The organism is Chryseobacterium caseinilyticum, from assembly GCF_014837145.1.
GTDB lineage: Bacteria > Bacteroidota > Bacteroidia > Flavobacteriales > Weeksellaceae > Chryseobacterium > Chryseobacterium caseinilyticum.
Window position 1 is genome coordinate 380,695 of record NZ_JACYFS010000002.1, and the last position, 20,340, is coordinate 401,034.

The following is a 20,340-nucleotide window of genomic DNA, read 5'->3' on the forward strand; positions in this document are numbered from 1 at the left end:
TAAAATTAAACTTATCGCAATATTCGTTAAATGACTGAAAAAAAAATGCTATTTTTGTTGAAAATAATATAAAAATGATCATTAGAAGTACAAGAAATCTATTTTTGGCTCTATTAATTATACTCACCTCAAATATTTTGTTTTCACAGAACAGAACGAAGTCTGTATTACAGAAAGCTTCTTCTCAAACGATGAAAGCAGGAGCATTTATTGATGTTAATACAGCGAATTATCCGCAGTCCTCATTCAGTATCACCCAATTAGTAACCAATGTTTTAATTGCAGGTAATACAACATGTACGACTCCGAATGTAAGTAATGTAGTCGTATCACCAAATTTATCTACAAGTGATCCTAACAGAAGTTGGGGCTATTTTAATAAAGGCACAACCAATTTCCCCTTCAATAACGGTATTGTTTTATCGACAGGCTATGCTGGAAGAGCGGGAAACACTTTTCAGTCCGGTCAGTTGAGTAATTCTCTTCCGACACAGGATGATGCTGATTTGGCAGCGGCTTTAAACTTGCCTCCAGGCGCTTTGAAAGATGCCTCTTTTATTGAGTTTGATTTTGTACCTACTGCCAATACAGTCTCTTTCAGATATTTATTTGCATCTGAAGAATATGAGGGGAATTTTCCATGTACTATCACGGATGGTTTTGCGCTTTTGTTAAGACCTGTTTCGGGAGGCGCTTATACTAATCTTGCCGTTTTGCCGGGTGGTGCTGGAGCTGTAAGTGTTACTAATATTATTCCCGCATCATATGCTTGCGGTCCAAAAAATGCTCAGTATTTTGGAGGTCAGAATACAGCCAATATAGAAACAAATTTCAGTGGAAGAACGGTACCTTTAACGGCAACTGCCACCGTGGTGCCTGGTCAGGCGTATCACTTTAAAATGGTTTTGGCTGATTATCAGGATTCGGCTTATGATTCGGCAGTGTTCTTAGAAGCAGGATCTTTTGATATCGGAGTTCAGATTCTCGGTCCAAACGGAGTGCAATTGCCTGCGTCAATCAATGTTTGTGATAACGCACCGCAAACCTTTACAGCTTCTGTTCAGAATGCTAATGCAACATACCAATGGTTTTTTAACAACACTATAATTCCTGGAGCTACTAATGCTGCTTATACAGCAACACAGCCAGGCGTTTATAAAGTGGAGGTAACATTTCCGGGAAGTTCCTGTCCTGGTACAGCAACTGTTACTATAGTTGGTGGAACTACTCCCACTACGCAAAATGCTACACTTACTGCTTGTTATGCTCAGGGAAATGCAATATTTAATTTAAATAATGCCAACACTGCGATAAGTACAACGCCGGGTGCGACCTTTACATACTATGTGAATCAAAGTGATGCCATTGCAGGAAATGCAAATTCAATTCAGACTCCCACTGCATATCCAAGTGCAGGAAATCAGACCGTGTATGTTTTGGTAAGAAATGGTTTCTGTTCAAAAGTTGCTCAATTACTGTTGGTAAAAGCTCCTGAAATTACAGCCAACATCGCTCAGCCTTCAGTTTTAACCTGTACTAATTCTCAGATTACATTAAACGGATCTGCATCGGTATATCCTGCGGGTTCCACATTTACCTGGACAACTACAGGCGGTAACATCGTTTCAGGAGGAAATACTTTGAATGCAGTTATTAATGCAGCAGGAACTTATACTCTTACAATTTCAAACACCTATCAGCCTGGCAATCTTACATGTACATCAGTTTCAAGTGTAACTGTGAATGGAGACAGTGCGCCACCTTCGCCTACTTTAACGGCTTCTAAAATTCAGATTTGCTCAGGTGAATCTGTAATTCTCACTGCTGGAGGAGGTGTAACTTATAATTGGGCAACGTTACCAGGAAATGGAAATACGCAGACAGTGAGTCCTACCACCACTACAACATATTCTGTAACGGCGGTGGGAGCAAATGGCTGTCCGTCTGCAAATCCTGCAACAGTTACAATTGAAGTTTCGCAGCCAATAACGGTTCAGAATGCATCTTTACTAAAATGTTATTCTCCGAACGGAATTGTTTATAATTTAACTGAAGCTCAGTCACAAATTACTTCGGCAGGAAGTGCAACTTTTGCTTATTATCTTCTTCAGGCAGATGCAAATCAGGGTAATAATAATACAATTAATCCACCTACCGCTTTTACAAGCACAGGAAATCAGACTATTTATGTTTTGGTTAAAAACGGAGCCTGTTCGTACGTAGTTACACTTCAGTTACAGACAACTGCTGTTACGACACTGAATATTGCTGCACCTGCAACAATCACCTGTACAACACCTCAGATTACATTAAATGCTTCCAGTTCAACAGTTCCAGCAGGTTCTACTGTTTCTTGGACAACTACGGGTGGAGGAAATATAGTTTCTGGTGGTAATACTTTAAATCCTGTTGTAAATGCAGGAGGAACCTATACTTTAACGGTATCAAATACAACGCAGCCTGGAAATCTTACGTGTACATTTACTTCAAGTGTAACTGTGGTTCAGGATACTGCTGCTCCTACAACTTTAATCTCGGCAAACGTTCCGCAGATCTGTCCGGGAGAATCTGTTACTCTTACAGCGTCAGGTGGTGCTACTTATATCTGGACAGGATTGCCAGGAAATGGAAATACACAGGTTGTTTCACCAAATGTGACAACTCCTTATACTGTGACAGCTGTAGGTGCCAACGGATGTATTTCTGCTCAACCTGCGACAATTACAATAACTGTGGGACCACCAACACCATTTTTAGTTGCATCAAAAACTAAAATCTGCGCAGGTGAATCTGTTACGCTTACCGCTTCGGGAGGTGTTACCTATAATTGGGGAACTTTACCGGGTAATGGAAGTACGCAGGTCGTTAGCCCAGCCACTACAACTACTTATCAGGTGATTGCTTTGGGAGGAAACGGTTGTACTACCAATATTCCTGCAACCATCACAATTGAAGTTGTTCCAGCGATTGTTTCCACTCTTAAAGATGTGTATGTTTGCGCAGGTGATACCGGGATTTTAGATGCAGGCGCAGGACCGAACTATACTTACATCTGGAGTAACGGCGCTACATCGCAGACGATTTCTACGAATGTTCCCGGAACTTACTCCGTAACAATAAGTAATGGAACCTGTTCAAGAGTTTATACAGCACAACTTCTCAATCCACAATTACCACAATTTAGCAACATCAGTTTTGCTGATCATATTCTGACTGTCACTGCAACGAATCCTAACAACAGTGTTCTGGAATATTCGATCGATAACGGTGTTACATGGCAGACCTCAAATATTTTCTACAATGTTGAAAATAATATGAGTTACAATATCAGAATCAGAAATAAAGATGCTGACTGTAGTAATTTTATAGAGTTTTATACTTTTGTGGTCATCAATGCTATTACACCAAACCGCGACGGTATTAATGAAGGGGTAGACTTTAGTGGTATCAGTAAATACAACAATTTTGCAGCTTCAATATTCGATCGTTACGGTGCTGAAATTTATAAAGCCTCAAAATCTGGTCTTACTTGGGATGGTACTTTGAGAGGAATGAATATTCCGACAGGAACCTATTGGTATAAAGTGCAATGGGAAAACCCTGCAAGCAGGAAAATGGAAATGAGAAACGGATGGATCTTAGTGAAGAACAGAAACTAAATAATTAATAACCTTTCAACTGAAAGGTTATTTTTTTTGATAAAATAGTTAAATATTAATGTGTTTTAGATAAAAAAAAATTAAATTTGTTGAAATGAAAAAATATATGAAGCAATCTTTACTACTATTATTTTTTGGTTTGATGGCTGTGAATTTGACTGCACAGAAATTTTCACCCAGAAAACCTCAGAAAGAACAATCCTCTCAAGCTTCCAAGAAAGCAGGTGCTTTTATAGATGTGAATGTTCCTACGTATCCAGAGTCAGCTTATACTCCTTTACAACTAGTCCGGGATGTACTTGTTTCTTCCGGGCCTGGGTCTTGTTTTGTTCCGAATATTTCAAATGTAACAGTTACTCCTGCTACGACGGCTACTCAGGCAGACAGAGCCTGGGGATATTTTCACAAAGGAACGACCAATTTTCCTTTTAAAGATGGGATCGTCCTGTCTACCGGATTTGCAAGAAGAGCAGGGAATAGTTTGGAAGGAAACTTAAGTGACAACAATCAGGGGGGGAGTGATCCTGACTTGGCAACTGCGCTTGGTGTAGCAGGTATTCTTACCAATGCTGCAATTTTAGAATTCGATTTTGTACCGACAACTTCTCAGATTAAATTTAATTATTTACTTGCCTCGGAAGAATATACAGGAAGTTTTCCTTGTAGCTATGCGGATGCTTTTGCATTATTGTTGAGGCCTGTAGGAAGTACTGCACCTTATCAGAATATGGCAGTTTTGCCTGGTGGAGCAGGTCCCGTAAGTGTTACCAATATTCGTCCTAATATTCCGGGATCGTGCGGGGCGGTTAATCCAACATATTTTGCGGGATATAATACGGCAAATATTGAAACTAACTTTTATGGAAGAACAATTCCTTTGGAGGCAACAGCTACTGTAACTGCAGGAATTCCTTATCATTTTAAAATGGTTATTGCGGATTTTGGTCCTTTCGGTGCAGACAGCTCTTATGATTCTGCAGTATTTTTAGAAGGTGGATCGTTCAGTATCGGAGTAGAACTTCAAGACCCGAGCGGTGCAGTAATTCCTTCAGATATTAATGTTTGCGACTTGGTTCCAACTGTGATTAATGCATCTGTAAACAGTCCAAATATGACTTATCAGTGGTTCTACAATGGTACTGCAATACCAGGGGCAACTTCTACATCAATTACGGCTATTAACCCGGGAACTTATACTATTGAAGTATCTCTACCTGGAAATCCATGTCCGGGAACTGCAACGGTTACAATCCACGGAGGTTCTACACCGTTGGCGCAGGATGCAACTTTGCTTTTGTGTACAACACCGGATATTACAACGTTTGACTTAACTAATTCTAAAGCATTGATCAGTCCTACCACCGGAGCTAATTTCAGATGGTATGTAAATCAGGCAGATGCATTGGCTTTTAATAATAATTTCATTCAGACTCCATTAAATTATAATGGAGCCAATGGTCAGATTCTCTATGCTGTGGTTTACGGAGCAGAGTATTGCAGAAAAATGGTAGAACTTACTTTAGCAAAAGAAACCAGACCTGTAGCTCAGGTAACTACTCCGAAAATCAGAGTTTGTGCAGGTGAAACTGTTACGCTTACCGCGTCGGGTGGTACAGCTTACAACTGGGTAAACTTTCCTGGAAATGGCAACACCCAATCAGCAACCATATTCCAGACTACCACTTTTGAAGTGTATGCATTGGGAGCTTTGGGATGTCAGTCTTCACTTCCTGCAAAAGTTACTGTAGAAGTGGTTCCTCAGCCTACAACACCTCTTCTTGATGTCGAAATGTGTATTGGAGATACAATTGAGCTGGATGCTGGCGCAGGGACAGGTTACAGCTATTTATGGAATACTGGTGCTACAACTCAGAAAATTACTGTTAATCAATTGGGAATTTATACAGTGAAAATTGATAATGGAATCTGTTCAAAAACTTTTGAAGTAAAGGTTCTTGCAGCAGCAACACCATTCTTCACACAGTTAAGCTATGAAAACAATACAATTACTGCTATAGCAAACATTCCAAACATAAACAATACCCCACGAGTTGCAGAATATTCTCTGGATGGAATTGTATGGCAGGATTCAAACGTATTTCCTAATCTGTTAGACAATACAACTTATACACTTTATGTAAGAACGAAAGGAACAACATGTGTTGGAACTGTAGAATTCTTTACGCTTCACATCAGCAATGTGATTACACCAAATCAGGATGGAGTAAATGATGTGATTGACCTTTCTTCTTTAGGTAACTTCAAAAACTTCAAAGGTTCTATCTATGACAGATACGGAAGTGAAATGTTTAGATTCACCAAAGAAAACCCGATCTGGAACGGAACTATAGGAGGAAAAAGATTGCCTACCGGAACATATTGGTATAAATTCAATTTTGAATACAATAAAACCAAAACTCAGATGAATACCTCAGGTTGGATCATGCTGAAAAACAGAGAGTAAGTCTTTCTTAAATCATACAAAAAATGCCTTCAGATTTTTCTGAAGGCATTTTTATTTTAGCAAAGAATTTATTGATTATCTTTCCAGAGTTTAGTAAACGAAATAAAGTCGGCAACGCTCAACTCTTCTGCTCTTTTATCCAAAAACTCATGCGTTTTCAAGGCTTCCGGAATCTCAAGAACTTTCAGAGCATTAGACAGTTTTTTTCTCCTCTGATTAAATCCTGCTTTTACGATTTTTTTAAAAAGTACTTCATTTCCTGCCAAACCTTCCTTAGGATTTCTGGTTAGTTTTATGACTCCGGATTTTACTTTTGGCGGAGGATTAAAAACATTCTCATGTACCGTAAACAGATAGCTTACGTCATAATATGCCTGAATTAAAACAGACAGAATTCCGTAGTCTTTGGTACGCGGAACAGCAGCAGTTCTTTCCGCAACTTCTTTCTGAAACATTCCTACCATTTCGGGAATAATTTCATAGTAGTCGATTATTTTAAAAAGAATCTGAGAAGAAATATTGTACGGGAAATTTCCGATGATTGCAATTTGTTCGTTGTTCAGAAAAGCAAAATCCTGTTTCAGAAAGTCACCGACAAAAGTTTCTTCATTCGTTTTATCATAGTTTTTCTTCAGGTATTCAATAGATTCCTGATCGATCTCTGCAAGGTAGATGTTTTGATCTTTTTCAAAAAGATATTTGGTGAGGACACCCATTCCCGGGCCCACTTCCATAATATTGTTATAATTATCGAAACTCAGTCCGTCAACTATTTTTTTTGCGATATTTTCGTCGGTCAAAAAATGTTGGCCGAGATGTTTTTTTGCTCTTACACTCAAAGTATTTATGATTTTGTTAACAGTGAAAATATGTTTTTCGGGTCAAATTTCGGTAGAATTTTTCTATTTTAGCCAAAAATTTTATTATTAATGGCAAGGACGGCAGACGATTTTAATAAAAACAGGCTTAGATCGAGTAATATTACCGTGGTCGTAAGTATTGCATTAGTTCTTTTTTTGTTGGGCTTAATGGGATTAATTGTAATCAATGCAAAGAAGTATTCAGACTATTTAAAAGAGCAGTTAGTAGTAAATGCTTTTTTTGATCAGAACTACGATCCAAAAGATTCATTGAAAATTGCAAAGAACGAACAGGAAGCTTTAAAAAAGATTGAAACTATAGCTGCTGTGAAAAAGGCGGTCTATATTTCCCGTGACAGAGCGGTGGAAGAGGCACGAAAAAGCATGGGCGTTAATACCAGCGGTATATTTGAAGAGAATATTTTTCCGGCATCTGTAGAGGTGACTATAAAGCCTGAGTTTACAGATTCTTTAAAAATAAATGAGGTTTTGAAACAATTAAGAACTGTGCCTGGAATTGTAGATGTTAATAATGATACAGATGCTCAGAAGGTATATACCGGTTTGAATAAAGTTTTAAAATGGATTCTAGGCTTTTCTCTGATATTTCTGATTTTAGCAATTGTATTGATCAACAACTCCATCAGGCTTAAGATTTTCTCAAGAAGATTTATTATCAAAACCATGCAGCTTGTAGGTGCGAAAAGGAGATTTATCTTGATACCTTTTATAAAAGAATCCATTATTCTGGGCTTGATCGGTGCGGCAATAGGTCTTTTGGCAGTATCAGGAATATGGTATTTTTTCACAAGAATGATCGAAATGCCATTTGTACAGGACACAACTGAGTATTTTTGGCTTGCACTGGGTGTTTTATTTGTTGGAATATTTATTTCCATCATCAGTACGGTCATTGCAACATGGAGATTCTTAAAATCAAACGTAGACGACTTATATTATTCATAAATAATGAGCAAAAAAACAACAAAGTTTTCAGCTTCCGATTTTGGAAAAGAAAACAAGACAGCCGAGGAAAACACCTTTTATTTCGGTAAAGAAAATTACAAATGGATGCTCATCGGGCTTGCTTTCATCGTCGTTGGATTTCTCCTGATGATGGGGGCAGACGCCAACACAGTAGATGGTAAATTTGATCCGAATGCATGGAATGACGAAATATTTTCCATCCGAAGAATCAGAATCGCACCACTGTTTATTGTGATAGGTTTTGCAATAGAAGTCTATGCAATCCTCAAAAGAAAAAATTAGACAATCAATAAACGTATAAAGAGTCAGGTAAATTGGCTCAAATAAACTGAAAGTCGGTTGCTTAGCAATTGACTTTTTGTATAATATTAAAGTGCGGACAAAAACCACAGAATTACTCATTACCAATTACCCATTACTCAAAAAAACATGGATTTATTTAAAGCAATCATCATTGCCATCATCGAAGGACTTACAGAATATCTACCCATATCTTCCACCGCACACATGGGATTTACTGCCAGTTTGATGGGTATGGAAGAATCAGAATTTTTAAAAATGTTTCAGGTTTCTATTCAGTTTGGAGCTATTTTATCGGTAGTCGTGGCCTATTGGAGAAAGTTTTTTGATCTTAAAAATCTTCAGTTGTATTACAAACTTGCATTTGCAGTAATTCCCGCTTTGGTCTTAGGATATATTTTTGATGATATAATAGAGTCGGTGCTGGGAAATCAGATTGCCATCTCAGCCGTATTGGTTTTAGGCGGTATTGTTTTGCTTTTTGCAGACCAGTGGTTTAAAAACCCCGTCATTCACGACGAAAAAGAAATTTCAATCAAAAAAGCAGTCACCATCGGTTTTTGGCAGTGTCTTGCGATGATGCCCGGGACGAGCCGAAGTGCCGCTTCCATCATCGGAGGGATGACGCAGGGTTTATCGCGAAAAGCGGCAGCAGAATTTTCATTCTTTCTGGCAGTGCCGACTATGTTGGCGGTAACTGTATATTCAGTTTTTGTAAAAACATGGGGTAAAGGAACACCAACAGCTGCGAAAGGTTATGAAATGATTTTAGAATCTCAGGATCACATTACCATTTTCATCATCGGAAATATCGTGGCATTCATCACTGCATTGATCGCCATCAAAGCATTTATCGGAGTTTTAAACAAGTACGGATTCAAACCTTGGGGTTGGTACCGTATTTTTGTTGGAGTTGCGTTGCTGATTTATTTTTACTGGTTCAAATAATATTTTTCAATTACTTATTATTCATTACCCATTACTCTTAATAATTTGGGCAGCTATTCCGCCTTCCACTCCCGCTTTTTTGCTCGTCGTACCTCCTCACAAAAAGAGCTCCGTTCAAGTCGGGCTGCGCGGGATTCACCGTTAAAAATATTGTAGTAATTTTGTATTTTATTACATGACCTAAATTAATTGCCCATTATTCATCACTCATTACTCATAAAAAATGACCGCCGAACAACTACAATCCGGACACGTATTTCTACTTGACAAACCTTTGGACTGGACTTCCTTTCAGGCCGTCAATAAAATGAAATACAAACTCAAACGCGAATTTGATCTTCCAAAAAAATTCAAAATCGGTCATGCCGGAACTTTAGATCCAAGAGCAACAGGACTGTTGATTGTCTGTACAGGAAAATTCACCAAAAAAATCCCTGAAATTCAGGATGCACCAAAAGAATACTGGACAGAAATTAAAATCGGTGTCCAGACCGAATCATACGACACCGAAAAACCGGAAATTCTTCATCAGGATTTTTCTGACGTTACCGAAGAACAGGTAAATAAAGCATTAGAAAAATTTTTAGGAGAAATTGATCAGAAACCACCTGTTTTTTCGGCAATTAAAATCGATGGAGCAAGAGCTTACAATCTCGCAAGAGCCGGAACGGAAGTAGAGATGAAATCCAGAAAAACAACAATTCATTACATTAAAGATGTCGAAATTAATTTTCCGCTTATCAGTTTTATTGTAGGATGCTCAAAAGGAACTTATATCAGAAGTTTAGCCCACGATATCGGTCAGGAATTAGGAGTGGGAGCGTATCTAACGCAGCTGAGAAGAACTAAAATCGGCGATTATAAAGTAGAAGATGCAACCACAGAATTTTTGAATAACGAATACAGATTTGAGGCGAATGAATAAATATTTATGCTCAATTTTCTGTGTTATTATATCGCTGAAAACATTTTCTCAGGAAAAATCAAATAAGTTGGGATTGTTCGGAGTTGTGGAAGCAAATGTCGGTTTTGATGTCGCTGCAATGATTAAAGAAAATCAGGCAACAAATGAGTATGAAAGGCAACACCTGGATCCTGGAAAGTTTAATTATGGTTTTGTAGCACAGGTGGGATATCAGCCACTGAATTGGTTTGCATTAGGAACAGGTGTGAGATATAGCTACGTTGATCCTAATTTTCATGTTATTTACTGGACGGTTCAACCGTTTTTTATTGTCAGTAATCCAAAAGATGAAGAATTTACCTTTATTTCCGCACATTTTGGTACTCAAATTAACAAAACAGCCTCTGAAAATGCTAAACTATATGGATTATCTGTCGGATTCTTCGAACCAATCAATAAAAATCTTGGAAACAAATTTCAGATCAATCTGGAAGTGCAGAATTTTGATGGAAACAGTACATTTTTTGTAGGTTTTGCCTATGGAATTGCAATCTTCTCAAATAAAAACCTTTAAAGCAATGGAAAAAACACGCATCAATAAGTACCTTTCAGAAGTTGGCTATTGCTCAAGAAGAGCTGCAGACAAACTTTTGGAAGAAGGAAGAATAAAAATCAACGGTCAGATTCCGGAGCTGGGAACCAAAGTTTCAGATGAAGATCTTATTGAAGTTGATGGAAAAACCATCCGTGAAACAGAAGAGAAACCTGTTTATCTCGCATTCAACAAACCACGCGGAATTGTATGTACCACAGATTCTAAGCGTGAAAAAAACAATATTATTGATTTTATAAATTATCCGAAAAGAATTTTCCCGATTGGGAGATTAGATAAAGCCAGTGAAGGTCTTATTTTTCTCACCAGTGACGGTGACATCGTCAACAAAATTCTCCGATCAAAAAACAATCACGAAAAAGAATATATTGTGAGAGTTGATAAACCCATTAATCCAAGGTTCTTAGATAAAATGAGAAATGGGGTTCCGATTTTAGATACGGTAACGAAGAAATGTGAGGTGGAGAAAATCGACGAGATGCATTTCAGAATTATTCTTACACAAGGCTTAAACAGACAGATCAGAAGAATGTGTGAATACCTTGGATATGAAGTGAAAAAACTGAAACGCATTAGAATTATGAATATTTCCCTTGATATTCCGGTAGGTAAGTGGAGAGATTTTACTGATAAAGAATTGCTGCAGCTCAATGAATTAATCAGAGAATCCGCTAAAACACACGAGTGAAAATTTTGCACATTTTATCACTTTTCAATTAAATTAAGTACCATATTTTCATAGTTTTTCATAGAAATTTTCTATAAAATACATCTTGTTATGTATTAAGTGAGTATATTTGTACACACAACAAATCAAACACACTTAAAAAAATACCAAGATGAAAAAAATGCTCTACTTTGTAGTGCTGGGTTGTTTTGTTGTGCCCAGTCAGAAGCTATTCTCTCAGGTGGGAATAGGAACAACGTCGGTAGAAGATAATCTTTTGCTGAAAGTACATTCACCAAACAAAGGTGTTTTGCTCCCAAATCTGAATATTCCAAATCTTTCACTCGCGTCACCAGTCATCAGTCCTGCTTTAGGTCTTTTAGCTTATAACAAAGCTACCGGAAAACAGGGTTTCAATTTCTGGGATGGTGCAAAGTGGAATGAGCTTGTAGATTCCCGTAATGTATATTCTGTGCTGGGAATCACAGTTTCCTACAGTACCTCCAATTCGGCTCCCTTAACTGTCAACACACCAATGGGCCCTGTCAATTATAGTCAGGATTCTTTGCCCGGAACAATATGGTCTGAGGTGCAGGGTTTATCTAAAGATATTACAGTTACACAGGCCAACAACAGTGTCGTGGTCATCACTGAAGGTATGGTGCAGGCCAACAATAATGTCACCAGCTCATCCAATACTTTTACTTACGCCGTCGGAATTTTCGTAGACGGAAAGCTTGCCGGAGTGAGAAATTATTCTACAAGATATTCTACTGTAAATCAGTATGATTATTTTTCTATCAATTCAGTTTTAAAGAATTTAAGTGTGGGAAATCATACTGTTAAAACGTATGTGACCATAAGGGTAAATGATTTTTCGTCTGCATCACAATGGAAATTTGGCGGTCCCGTAGGAGTGACATCTCTAAATGATGACATGACCAGAATCAATATGTACATTAAACTCACTGAAAAATCATAAATCACAAAAGATGAAAACACATTTTATAAGATTCCTGTTGATTATTCTGGGAATTAATCACTACGCACAAACCGGTTCTGTAGGAATTGGTACAGAATCACCAAATGCGTCTGCTATTCTGGATTTGGTTGCTTCCAACAAAGGTATCATGCTTCCACAGATTGCATTAAATCAAAATAATGTTTCAGATGCCAGCTTTATGGCAACTGCTCCCACCACTTCACTATTGGTGTATAATACGAATGCGCTATTTCCAGGCGGAAAAGGACTGTATTACTGGGACGGAAGCAAATGGATATTCTTTTTTAATTCTGCAAACATCAATCTTCTGCTTGGAATTACAAAATATTATTCAAAAATCTATCCTGGTGGAGCGTCTATATCGACGTATCCCGGAGAATCACCGTACTCTAACAACACTGCGCTGGTTTCGCCTTGGGTAAAAGTTCCTGAAACCAATGATTTTGATATTCTAATTGACCGTCCTGAGAACAGTACTGTGATTACTTTTACCGGAATGGTACAGGTAGATACACAATCAGCGGGTGCAAATGTAAATTACGGTCTGGGCATTTTTGTGGATAATAAACTTGTTACTTCAAAAGCAGTTTCGCTTAATGGTGATTTAAAATGTCCTTTTCAGGAATTTACAATCACAGGAGTACTTGATGATCTGACTGTAGGAATTCATAAAATTACCCTTGGTGTCGCCAACCGTACAGGAAATGTAGGAACGCAGTCTACAAATTATGGCAAAAAAGCCGACGGATGCGAAAATCTAACGAATGGTGAAGCACAGATTAGTGCTATAGTTGTAATTAACCAACCTCTACCTTATTAAAAACGTCATGAAAAAACTTATATCTACCATAATAATGTCAGCAATGCCTGTAATGTTTTTTTCTCAGGTTGTAATGACAGATAAATCTGTTCCAGTTGTTGATAACAGTGCTATTCTGAAGTTGGATTCTGATACAAAGGGTGTTCTTTATCCAAGGATTCCACTGAGTTCAAACCTTGATGTAACAACGGTTCCCTCACCTCAAAATGGAACAGTTGTATTCAATACCAATTCAACGGCTAGTTTACCGCAGACAACCGCTTATTTTGATGCCGGAAAGTGGAATGCTCTTCTCACAAAAGATCAGATAAGTTCTAAACTTGATCTGGTAAATTTAAGTTCAATCTCATCTCCGGGAAATATTGCTATAACAGGTTATTCACCAGGGAATTTTAATATTGGTGAAACTGTTTCATCAAGCTGGATTCCGCTGCTGATTGAAGATAGTAAGACATTTACAAGAAGTACCAATTCATTTGCATTTACAGTGGAAGGGATGGCTCAGTTAGACAAAGCTGCGAACAGTTATTTCGAATATGCAATTGGAATTTTTGTAGATGACAAACTGGCAGTTGTAAGAAAATACCATAAACATAACGAGAATTTTACCTGCTCTTGGCATAAATTTGTTCTCAATGGTGTAGTCAATAATTTGCCTATCGGAAACCATACAATCAGTGTGAGAGCAAGAAATATAGCTTCATCTTCTTCATCTCCTTCCCAAAAAATTATATATGGTGGGGTAGCGCAGAACTCCAGTTCAGGAAACCCGCCATGTGATAATATGAGTAATTTTATGTCTAAAATCTCCCTTAGTACCACAATTGTGGAATCTATAAATTAATCTTTTTTTTTTTTTTTCACTATTACTTCGAATGGAACTGCCTTTTGGTAGTTTCATTTTTATTTTTGATGTTTAAAATATTTTGAAATTAAATCCTGTTGATTTAAATTTAAATCCAGCTTTCTAAAACAAAATGAGTCTCTATACATTAAATTTAAAATATTTCAGAAGTAATTGTCGGTTAACTGATAGTCAGGAATTACGCAAATCAAAAATCATTAGACATAAAACATAATTTTCAAAAACTTTCATATTTGTCATGATGGAACTGAAATGAAATTAAATTTTAGAACATCACCAAGGTGAATTTAAAAATGTTTAGCAGGATTAATGAAGTGATTGATTTTTTTTGTATTTTTGCAGTCACTTTTTGTGGACAGGTCTGAAAAGGTAAATTATTATAAACTAATTACTTCCGTATTTTTTAAAACCACATTTATTCAGACCATTAAAAAAGAAGGAATACAAATTTTATTAGAAAATGTCAAAAGAGACAAATTCAGCAGAGGTTATTCTTAACCAAAACGTAGCACCGGAACAATTTGACTGGGATTCTTTTGAATCTGGTCTTGATGCAGATGCGAGAAAAGAAAAAAGCGATCTTGAAGAAATCTACAACGGATCTCTTAGCAGCTTAAACGACAACGATGTAATCGTAGGTAAAGTTGTAAGATTGACAGACAAAGAAGCTATCGTAGACATCGATTTCAAATCTGAAGGTGTTATTTCTCTTAACGAATTCCGTTACAACCCAGGCCTAAGTGTAGGTGACGAGGTTGAAGTAATGGTAGACAGAAGAGAAGACAAAACAGGTCAGTTACAGTTATCTCACAAAAAAGCAAGAACGCTTAAAGCTTGGGATAGAGTAAATGAGCTTCACGAAACCGGAGAAATCGTAAACGGTTTTGTAAAATCAAGAACTAAAGGAGGTATGATCGTTGACGTACACGGTATCGAAGCATTCTTACCAGGTTCTCAAATCGACGTTAAGCCAATTAAAGATTACGATCAGTTCGTAGGTAAAACTATGGAGTTCAAAGTTGTGAAAATCAACCCTGAGTTCAAAAACGTAGTAGTATCTCACAAAGCATTGATCGAAGCAGATATCGAAGGTCAGAAAAAAGAAATCATCGCGCAGCTTGAAAAAGGTCAGGTTCTTGAAGGTACTGTTAAGAATATTACTTCTTACGGTGTATTCGTAGATCTTGGTGGTGTAGACGGATTGATCCACATTACAGACCTTTCTTGGTCTAGAGTGAACCATCCATCTGAAATCTTAGAAGACGGACAGACTGTGAAAGTGGTTATCCTTGATTTTGATGATGAGAAAACTAGAATCCAATTAGGTATGAAGCAATTAGAGGCTCATCCTTGGGATGCTCTTTCTGCTGATATGAAAGTTGGTGATAAAGTAAAAGGAAAAGTAGTTGTTCTTGCTGACTATGGTGCATTCGTTGAAATCGCTCCAGGTGTAGAAGGATTAATTCACGTTTCTGAAATGTCTTGGTCTACTCACTTGAGAAGCGCAGGAGATTTCGTAAAAGTAGGTGACGAAGTGGAAGCTGAGGTACTTACTTTAGACAGAGAAGACAGAAAAATCTCTTTAGGTATGAAACAGTTATCTAAAGATCCTTGGGAGAATATCGAAGCTAAATATCCTGTAGGTTCTGAGCACGTTGGAACTGTAAGAAACTTTACAAACTTCGGTGTATTCGTAGAACTTGAAGAAGGTATCGACGGATTAATTTATATCTCAGACCTTTCTTGGACTAAGAAAATCAAGCATCCATCAGAATTCTGTGCAGTAGGTGATAAATTGAATGTTGTGGTTCTTGAATTAGACATCCAGGCTAGAAGATTATCTCTAGGTCACAAGCAACTGACAGAAAACCCATGGGATAAATTTGAAACTAAATATGCTGAAGGAACTGTACACACAGGATCTGCTGTAGAAGTTCATGATAAAGGTGCTTCTGTACAATTCGAAGATGCTGAAGTAGAAGCATTCTGCCCATCAAGATTATTAGAGAAGGAAGACGGATCTAAAATCAAGAAAGGTGAAACTGCTGAGTTCAAAGTAATCGAATTCAACAAAGAATTCAAGAGAGTAGTTGTTTCTCACACAGGAATCTTCAGAGACGAAGAGAAAAAGAATGCAAGAGAAGCATCAAACAACAGATCAAACAACAATAATAACATGTCTTCTTCAAACATTGAAGAAAGATCTACTTTAGGTGATATTGATGTATTGGCTGAATTGAAAAAGAAAATGGAAGGAGGTAAATAATCTCTGATCTCATTCTTATAAATTTACCACCCATTTTTTGGGTGGTTTTTTTGTGCAGAATTTTTAAATTAATATAAACTTAACCATTTATACACGAATTAATTACTTAATAATAAGTGTTGAAAAAAAAGTATTAAATATTAATTAATAATAACAATAAATTGATTATTATTTGTAAATTTGGCGCTTTAAGAATCAATATGAAAAAGCTAACTCTACCTCTTTTATTTGCTGTTGCATTATCATTAAGTTCAGTATCTACAGTATACGGACAGGATCATAAACAGCTTGTAAGTAATTATATTTCACAGAATAAAATTCGTGATTACAAAAAAGCTGATCTTACGAACTTCGTAATTGATGTTAACGAGCATTCTGAGAGTATGAATGCTGATGTTGTTAAAATACAGCAAACATATCAAGGCATTCCTGTGTATGGAGCTACGGGTTCAGTTTTGATAAAGAACAATCGTGTTATTTTGTATAATGATAATTTTGAAAAAGATTATCATAATGTTACTTCAAATACGCCCTCCATCACTAAAGAATCGGCGTTAGGCTTTGCTGCACAAGGTATTGCATTCGAAGATTTAAGTAAAGTACAAATTCTTGATTTCAGACATAAGGATATTGATAAAGAATTTGCAAAGTATCAATTGGTGTATGCTAAGAACAATCAGGATTTAGTGTTATGCTATGAGTTTACATTTCCAGAACGTAAAACTCCAAATTACTGGAATATTTTAGTGAATGCAAACACAGGTGAAATTGTGGTAAAAAACAACTTAAATGTTAGTTGTGATTTTGTAGATCATCCATATGGGCATTCTCATGAGGACCACGCTAATATCTTGCCATTAACCAAAGATTTTTATCCGGAGTCAAATCCTTCTTCAAGTATTTTATTAGCACCAGATCCTGCTTCGTACAATGTATTTCCATTTCCTGTGGAAGCTCCTACTTATGGTTCAAGATCAATTGTCACGAATCCTTGGAATTTAGCAGCATCTCCTGAAGGATGGCACTCTGACGGAACAACACATTATACTTCAACACAGGGTAATAATGTTAACGCTTATCAAGATCTTTATGATTTTGATTTTTTCTCAGGTGTTGCTGCAGAAGGAGGTGCCAGTAGAAATTTTAATTTTCCATATACTTCGGGGGCATTAGCATTAACTAATCAGGATGCAGCTATTACCAATTTATTTTATGCAAATAATATGGTACACGATATTTTTTATAATTTCGGATTTACTCCAGCATTTAGAAATTTTCAAAAGAATAATTTTTCTTTAGGTGGGGTAGGAAACGACTTTGTAAATGCAGAAGCACAAGACGGTGCAGCTACAGAAGTAACAGCAACTGTTTCTAATTATAATAATGCCAATTTTGCAACTCCGCAGGATGGTGGTAGTGGAAGAATGCAGATGTATGTCTGGGTGAATAATGCACAAAAATTATTTTATAATACTCCGGCATCGGCAATTACTAGAACTCCAGCATCATTTATTGCACAGTTTGGTCCCCAGATTACTGGAGTTCCTGTAACAGGTAATGTGAAACTTTCACCAGTTTTGGATGCTTGTACGGCTCTGCCTAGTGGATCATTAACTGGTTTTATTGGGCTTGCAGAGCGTGGAACTTGTGATTTTAATGTCAAAGTTGAAAATATGCAAAATGCTGGTGCAACAGGAGCACTTATTTATAATGCACCAAGTTCTACAGCGCCTGGTAACATGGGAGGAACAAATCCAAATGTATACATAATGTCTGAGTTGATGGATAATGCAGAAGGAGAATATATTAAAAGTCAGCTTGCTAACAATATCCCTGTTAACGTATCAATGAGTTATAGCACTAAACAAGACGGTAGTTTTGATAATGGAGTAATGATTCATGAATACGGTCATGGGATTTCGACCAGGCTAACTGGAAATGGATATTCTTGTTTACAGTCTTCTCAAAGTAAAGAACAGATGGGTGAGGGTTGGTCAGACTTTTTTGCCTTAATGCTTACCAATCAACCGAATGATAATGCTTCTGTTGCAAGAGGTATTGGTACGTATGTATCTGCACAGGCTACAAGTGGTTCCGGTATTCGTCCAGCTAAGTATTCACCATCATTCAGCGTTAATGCTTATACTTATGGAAATACAAATGGTATGGAATTTACAAATTCAAATGGTCAGATTCAGACAGATGTACATTCAATCGGGTTTGTATGGGCTACAATGCTTTGGGATCTTCATTGGAAATATGTTGAAAAATATGGTTACGCATCCAACGTAATGTCAAATACAACGAATGGTAGTTCAAGAGTTTTGCAATTAGTTACGAATGCTCTTAAAATACAACCTTGTAATCCTAGTTTCGTAGAAGGACGTGATGCAATTTTAGCTGCGGAACTTGCTATGACAAATGGTGCAGATAGATGTATGATTTGGAATGTATTCGGGGCCAGAGGTTTAGGTTTAAATGCTTCTGCAGGAGTTAAAAGTAATATTAACGACCAGGTTCAGAGCTTTTTGGTTCCGACAGATTGTGTATTATCTACAGACGAAGTTAAAGATGTAAAAGCAAACGCCATCTCAATCTATCCAAACCCTGCTAAAAATGAATTCTTCATCAACTTCCCAAAAAATACTATGGGTAAAGTAAATGTTGAAATCTTCGATATGAGCGGTAAGTTGGTTGCTTCAGAATACAAAGTTTCTGCAGATGAGAAAAAAGCAATTAATACTTCATCTTTAATTAACGGAACTTATATCGTTAAAGTAAAAGGTTTAGGAATTGACACTTCTTCAAAGCTTCTAATTAAAAAATAATATTAAAAAATATTTTATAGAATTACCTCAGAAATTTCTGAGGTAATTTTTTTTGTTCAAACAAAATCAATATATCGTACCTTTGCCCGCTGAAAAAAGGTTATGAAGAAGAAAAATATTTTAAAAGGAGTTTTGTTTGTAGGTTTCGGTGCCAGTATTTATGGAATGCTTGCCACCTTCGTAAAAATGTCTTACAAAGAAGGTTTCACCACCTCAGAAGTAACGACGGCTCAGTTTGCATTGGGATTAGCGGGTCTCTTAATCCTGAATTTTATCCAGACTACGACTTCAAAAAAGAAATTACCAACTCCCAGCCGAAAAGAATACAGAACACTGTTAATGGCCGGAACATCTTTGGGTTGTACCAGCTTATTTTATTACATTTCGGTGCAGTATATTGCGGTTTCAATAGCTATTGTACTGCTCATGCAGTCCGTATGGTTCAGCGTTGTTGTCGAGAGTTTCATCACTAAAAAATTTCCAAATGCTAAGAAAGTTGTGGCAACAGTAATTGTTTTACTCGGAACAGTTTTAGCAACAAATCTCGTCAATTTAGAAGTAAAATTAGATTGGCACGGGATCTTTTGGGGATTATTGGCTGCAGCTTCATTTACAATGACCATGTTTACATCCAATACTCTGGCAACGCATTTACCGGTACTCAGGAAAAGCATGATTATGCTGACTGGAGGTTCGGTGATCGTTTTAACATTCTTGTTTTTTGCACAGATCGGACCATTGTATTCTGAAAATTTAAGATCTTTTTATCTGAATTTCACCGAAAATACACATCACATCCGACCGTTTGATTATTCTATCTTCTGGACGTATGGCTTCATTCTGGCTTTGTTCGGAACAATTATTCCACCGATTCTGTTTAATTTAGGTTTCCCAGATACAGGTTTGGGATTAGGAAGTATTATTTCTTCCCTGGAACTTCCGGTCTCTGTAACGATGGCCTTTGTTCTATTAAATGAACAGGTAATTCTTATTCAATGGATTGGAATTCTTTTAATTTTAATGGCGATTGTTTTAATGAATTTACCTTCGAAAAAGGAAAAACTCATTGCAGAAGAGCTTAATTAAAAGCATAATTAAATTATAAATAACACCAAAAACCGTTTCAATTGAGGCGGTTTTTTTAAATTTATATCTA

Annotated in this window: 15 protein-coding genes; 14 read left to right on the forward strand and 1 reads right to left on the reverse strand. The window is 36.9% G+C overall.

Annotated features, from left to right (window positions below; translation table 11 throughout):
• The first annotated feature begins 74 nt into the window (after positions 1 to 74).
• Positions 75 to 3,659 carry a choice-of-anchor L domain-containing protein gene (locus IC610_RS09790; RefSeq protein WP_191736686.1) on the forward strand — a complete coding sequence of 1,195 codons (3,585 nt, stop codon included), beginning with the start codon at positions 75 to 77 and terminating at the stop codon, positions 3,657 to 3,659.
• 94 nt (positions 3,660 to 3,753) lie between these two features.
• Positions 3,754 to 6,123, forward strand: coding sequence for a choice-of-anchor L domain-containing protein (locus IC610_RS09795; RefSeq protein ID WP_191736687.1), 2,370 nt, complete (start codon positions 3,754 to 3,756; stop codon positions 6,121 to 6,123).
• Positions 6,124 to 6,191: 68 nt separating this feature from the next.
• Here the strand turns inward: IC610_RS09795 and rsmA are convergent, their stop codons facing one another.
• Positions 6,192 to 6,962, reverse strand: coding sequence for a 16S rRNA (adenine(1518)-N(6)/adenine(1519)-N(6))-dimethyltransferase RsmA (gene rsmA, locus IC610_RS09800; RefSeq protein WP_191736688.1), 771 nt, complete (start codon positions 6,960 to 6,962; stop codon positions 6,192 to 6,194).
• A 90-nt stretch (positions 6,963 to 7,052) separates the two neighbouring features.
• Between rsmA and IC610_RS09805 the strand changes: the two genes are divergently transcribed.
• The 12 genes from IC610_RS09805 to IC610_RS09860 all read left to right on the forward strand — a co-directional run bounded on the left by IC610_RS09805 (position 7,053) and on the right by IC610_RS09860 (position 20,270).
• Positions 7,053 to 7,949: a cell division protein FtsX gene (locus IC610_RS09805; RefSeq protein ID WP_191736689.1), complete on the forward strand. Its 897-nt coding sequence runs from the start codon at positions 7,053 to 7,055 to the stop codon at positions 7,947 to 7,949.
• Between the two features lie 3 nt (positions 7,950 to 7,952).
• Entirely contained in the window at positions 7,953 to 8,252 is a 300-nt protein-coding gene (locus IC610_RS09810; protein ID WP_191736690.1) for a DUF3098 domain-containing protein, read from the forward strand.
• Positions 8,253 to 8,399: 147 nt separating this feature from the next.
• The gene (locus IC610_RS09815; protein WP_191736691.1) at positions 8,400 to 9,218 is read left to right on the forward strand and encodes an undecaprenyl-diphosphate phosphatase; all 819 of its coding nucleotides are present in this window, start codon (positions 8,400 to 8,402) and stop codon (positions 9,216 to 9,218) included.
• 223 nt (positions 9,219 to 9,441) lie between these two features.
• Positions 9,442 to 10,143: a tRNA pseudouridine(55) synthase TruB gene (truB, locus tag IC610_RS09820; protein WP_191736692.1), complete on the forward strand. Its 702-nt coding sequence runs from the start codon at positions 9,442 to 9,444 to the stop codon at positions 10,141 to 10,143.
• Positions 10,136 to 10,696, forward strand: a complete 561-nt coding sequence (locus IC610_RS09825; RefSeq protein ID WP_191736693.1) for a hypothetical protein — start codon at positions 10,136 to 10,138, stop codon at positions 10,694 to 10,696. The genes truB and IC610_RS09825 overlap by 8 nt, the downstream gene beginning before the upstream one ends.
• A gap of 4 nt (positions 10,697 to 10,700) precedes the next feature.
• Positions 10,701 to 11,423 carry a 23S rRNA pseudouridine(2604) synthase RluF gene (gene rluF / locus IC610_RS09830; RefSeq protein WP_191736694.1) on the forward strand — a complete coding sequence of 241 codons (723 nt, stop codon included), beginning with the start codon at positions 10,701 to 10,703 and terminating at the stop codon, positions 11,421 to 11,423.
• A 151-nt stretch (positions 11,424 to 11,574) separates the two neighbouring features.
• Positions 11,575 to 12,384, forward strand: coding sequence for a hypothetical protein (locus IC610_RS09835; protein WP_191736695.1), 810 nt, complete (start codon positions 11,575 to 11,577; stop codon positions 12,382 to 12,384).
• Between the two features lie 10 nt (positions 12,385 to 12,394).
• Positions 12,395 to 13,225: a hypothetical protein gene (locus IC610_RS09840; RefSeq protein ID WP_191736696.1), complete on the forward strand. Its 831-nt coding sequence runs from the start codon at positions 12,395 to 12,397 to the stop codon at positions 13,223 to 13,225.
• A gap of 7 nt (positions 13,226 to 13,232) precedes the next feature.
• A complete protein-coding gene (locus IC610_RS09845; protein ID WP_191736697.1) occupies positions 13,233 to 14,069 on the forward strand; it encodes a hypothetical protein in 837 nt (278 codons plus the stop codon).
• A 481-nt stretch (positions 14,070 to 14,550) separates the two neighbouring features.
• Entirely contained in the window at positions 14,551 to 16,356 is a 1,806-nt protein-coding gene (rpsA, locus tag IC610_RS09850) for a 30S ribosomal protein S1 (RefSeq protein WP_056077192.1), read from the forward strand.
• A gap of 200 nt (positions 16,357 to 16,556) precedes the next feature.
• Positions 16,557 to 19,184: a T9SS-dependent M36 family metallopeptidase gene (locus IC610_RS09855; RefSeq protein WP_194698909.1), complete on the forward strand. Its 2,628-nt coding sequence runs from the start codon at positions 16,557 to 16,559 to the stop codon at positions 19,182 to 19,184.
• 102 nt (positions 19,185 to 19,286) lie between these two features.
• Complete coding sequence (locus IC610_RS09860) at positions 19,287 to 20,270, forward strand: EamA family transporter (RefSeq protein WP_191736698.1); 984 nt, start codon at positions 19,287 to 19,289, stop codon at positions 20,268 to 20,270.
• Positions 20,271 to 20,340 lie beyond the last annotated feature (70 nt).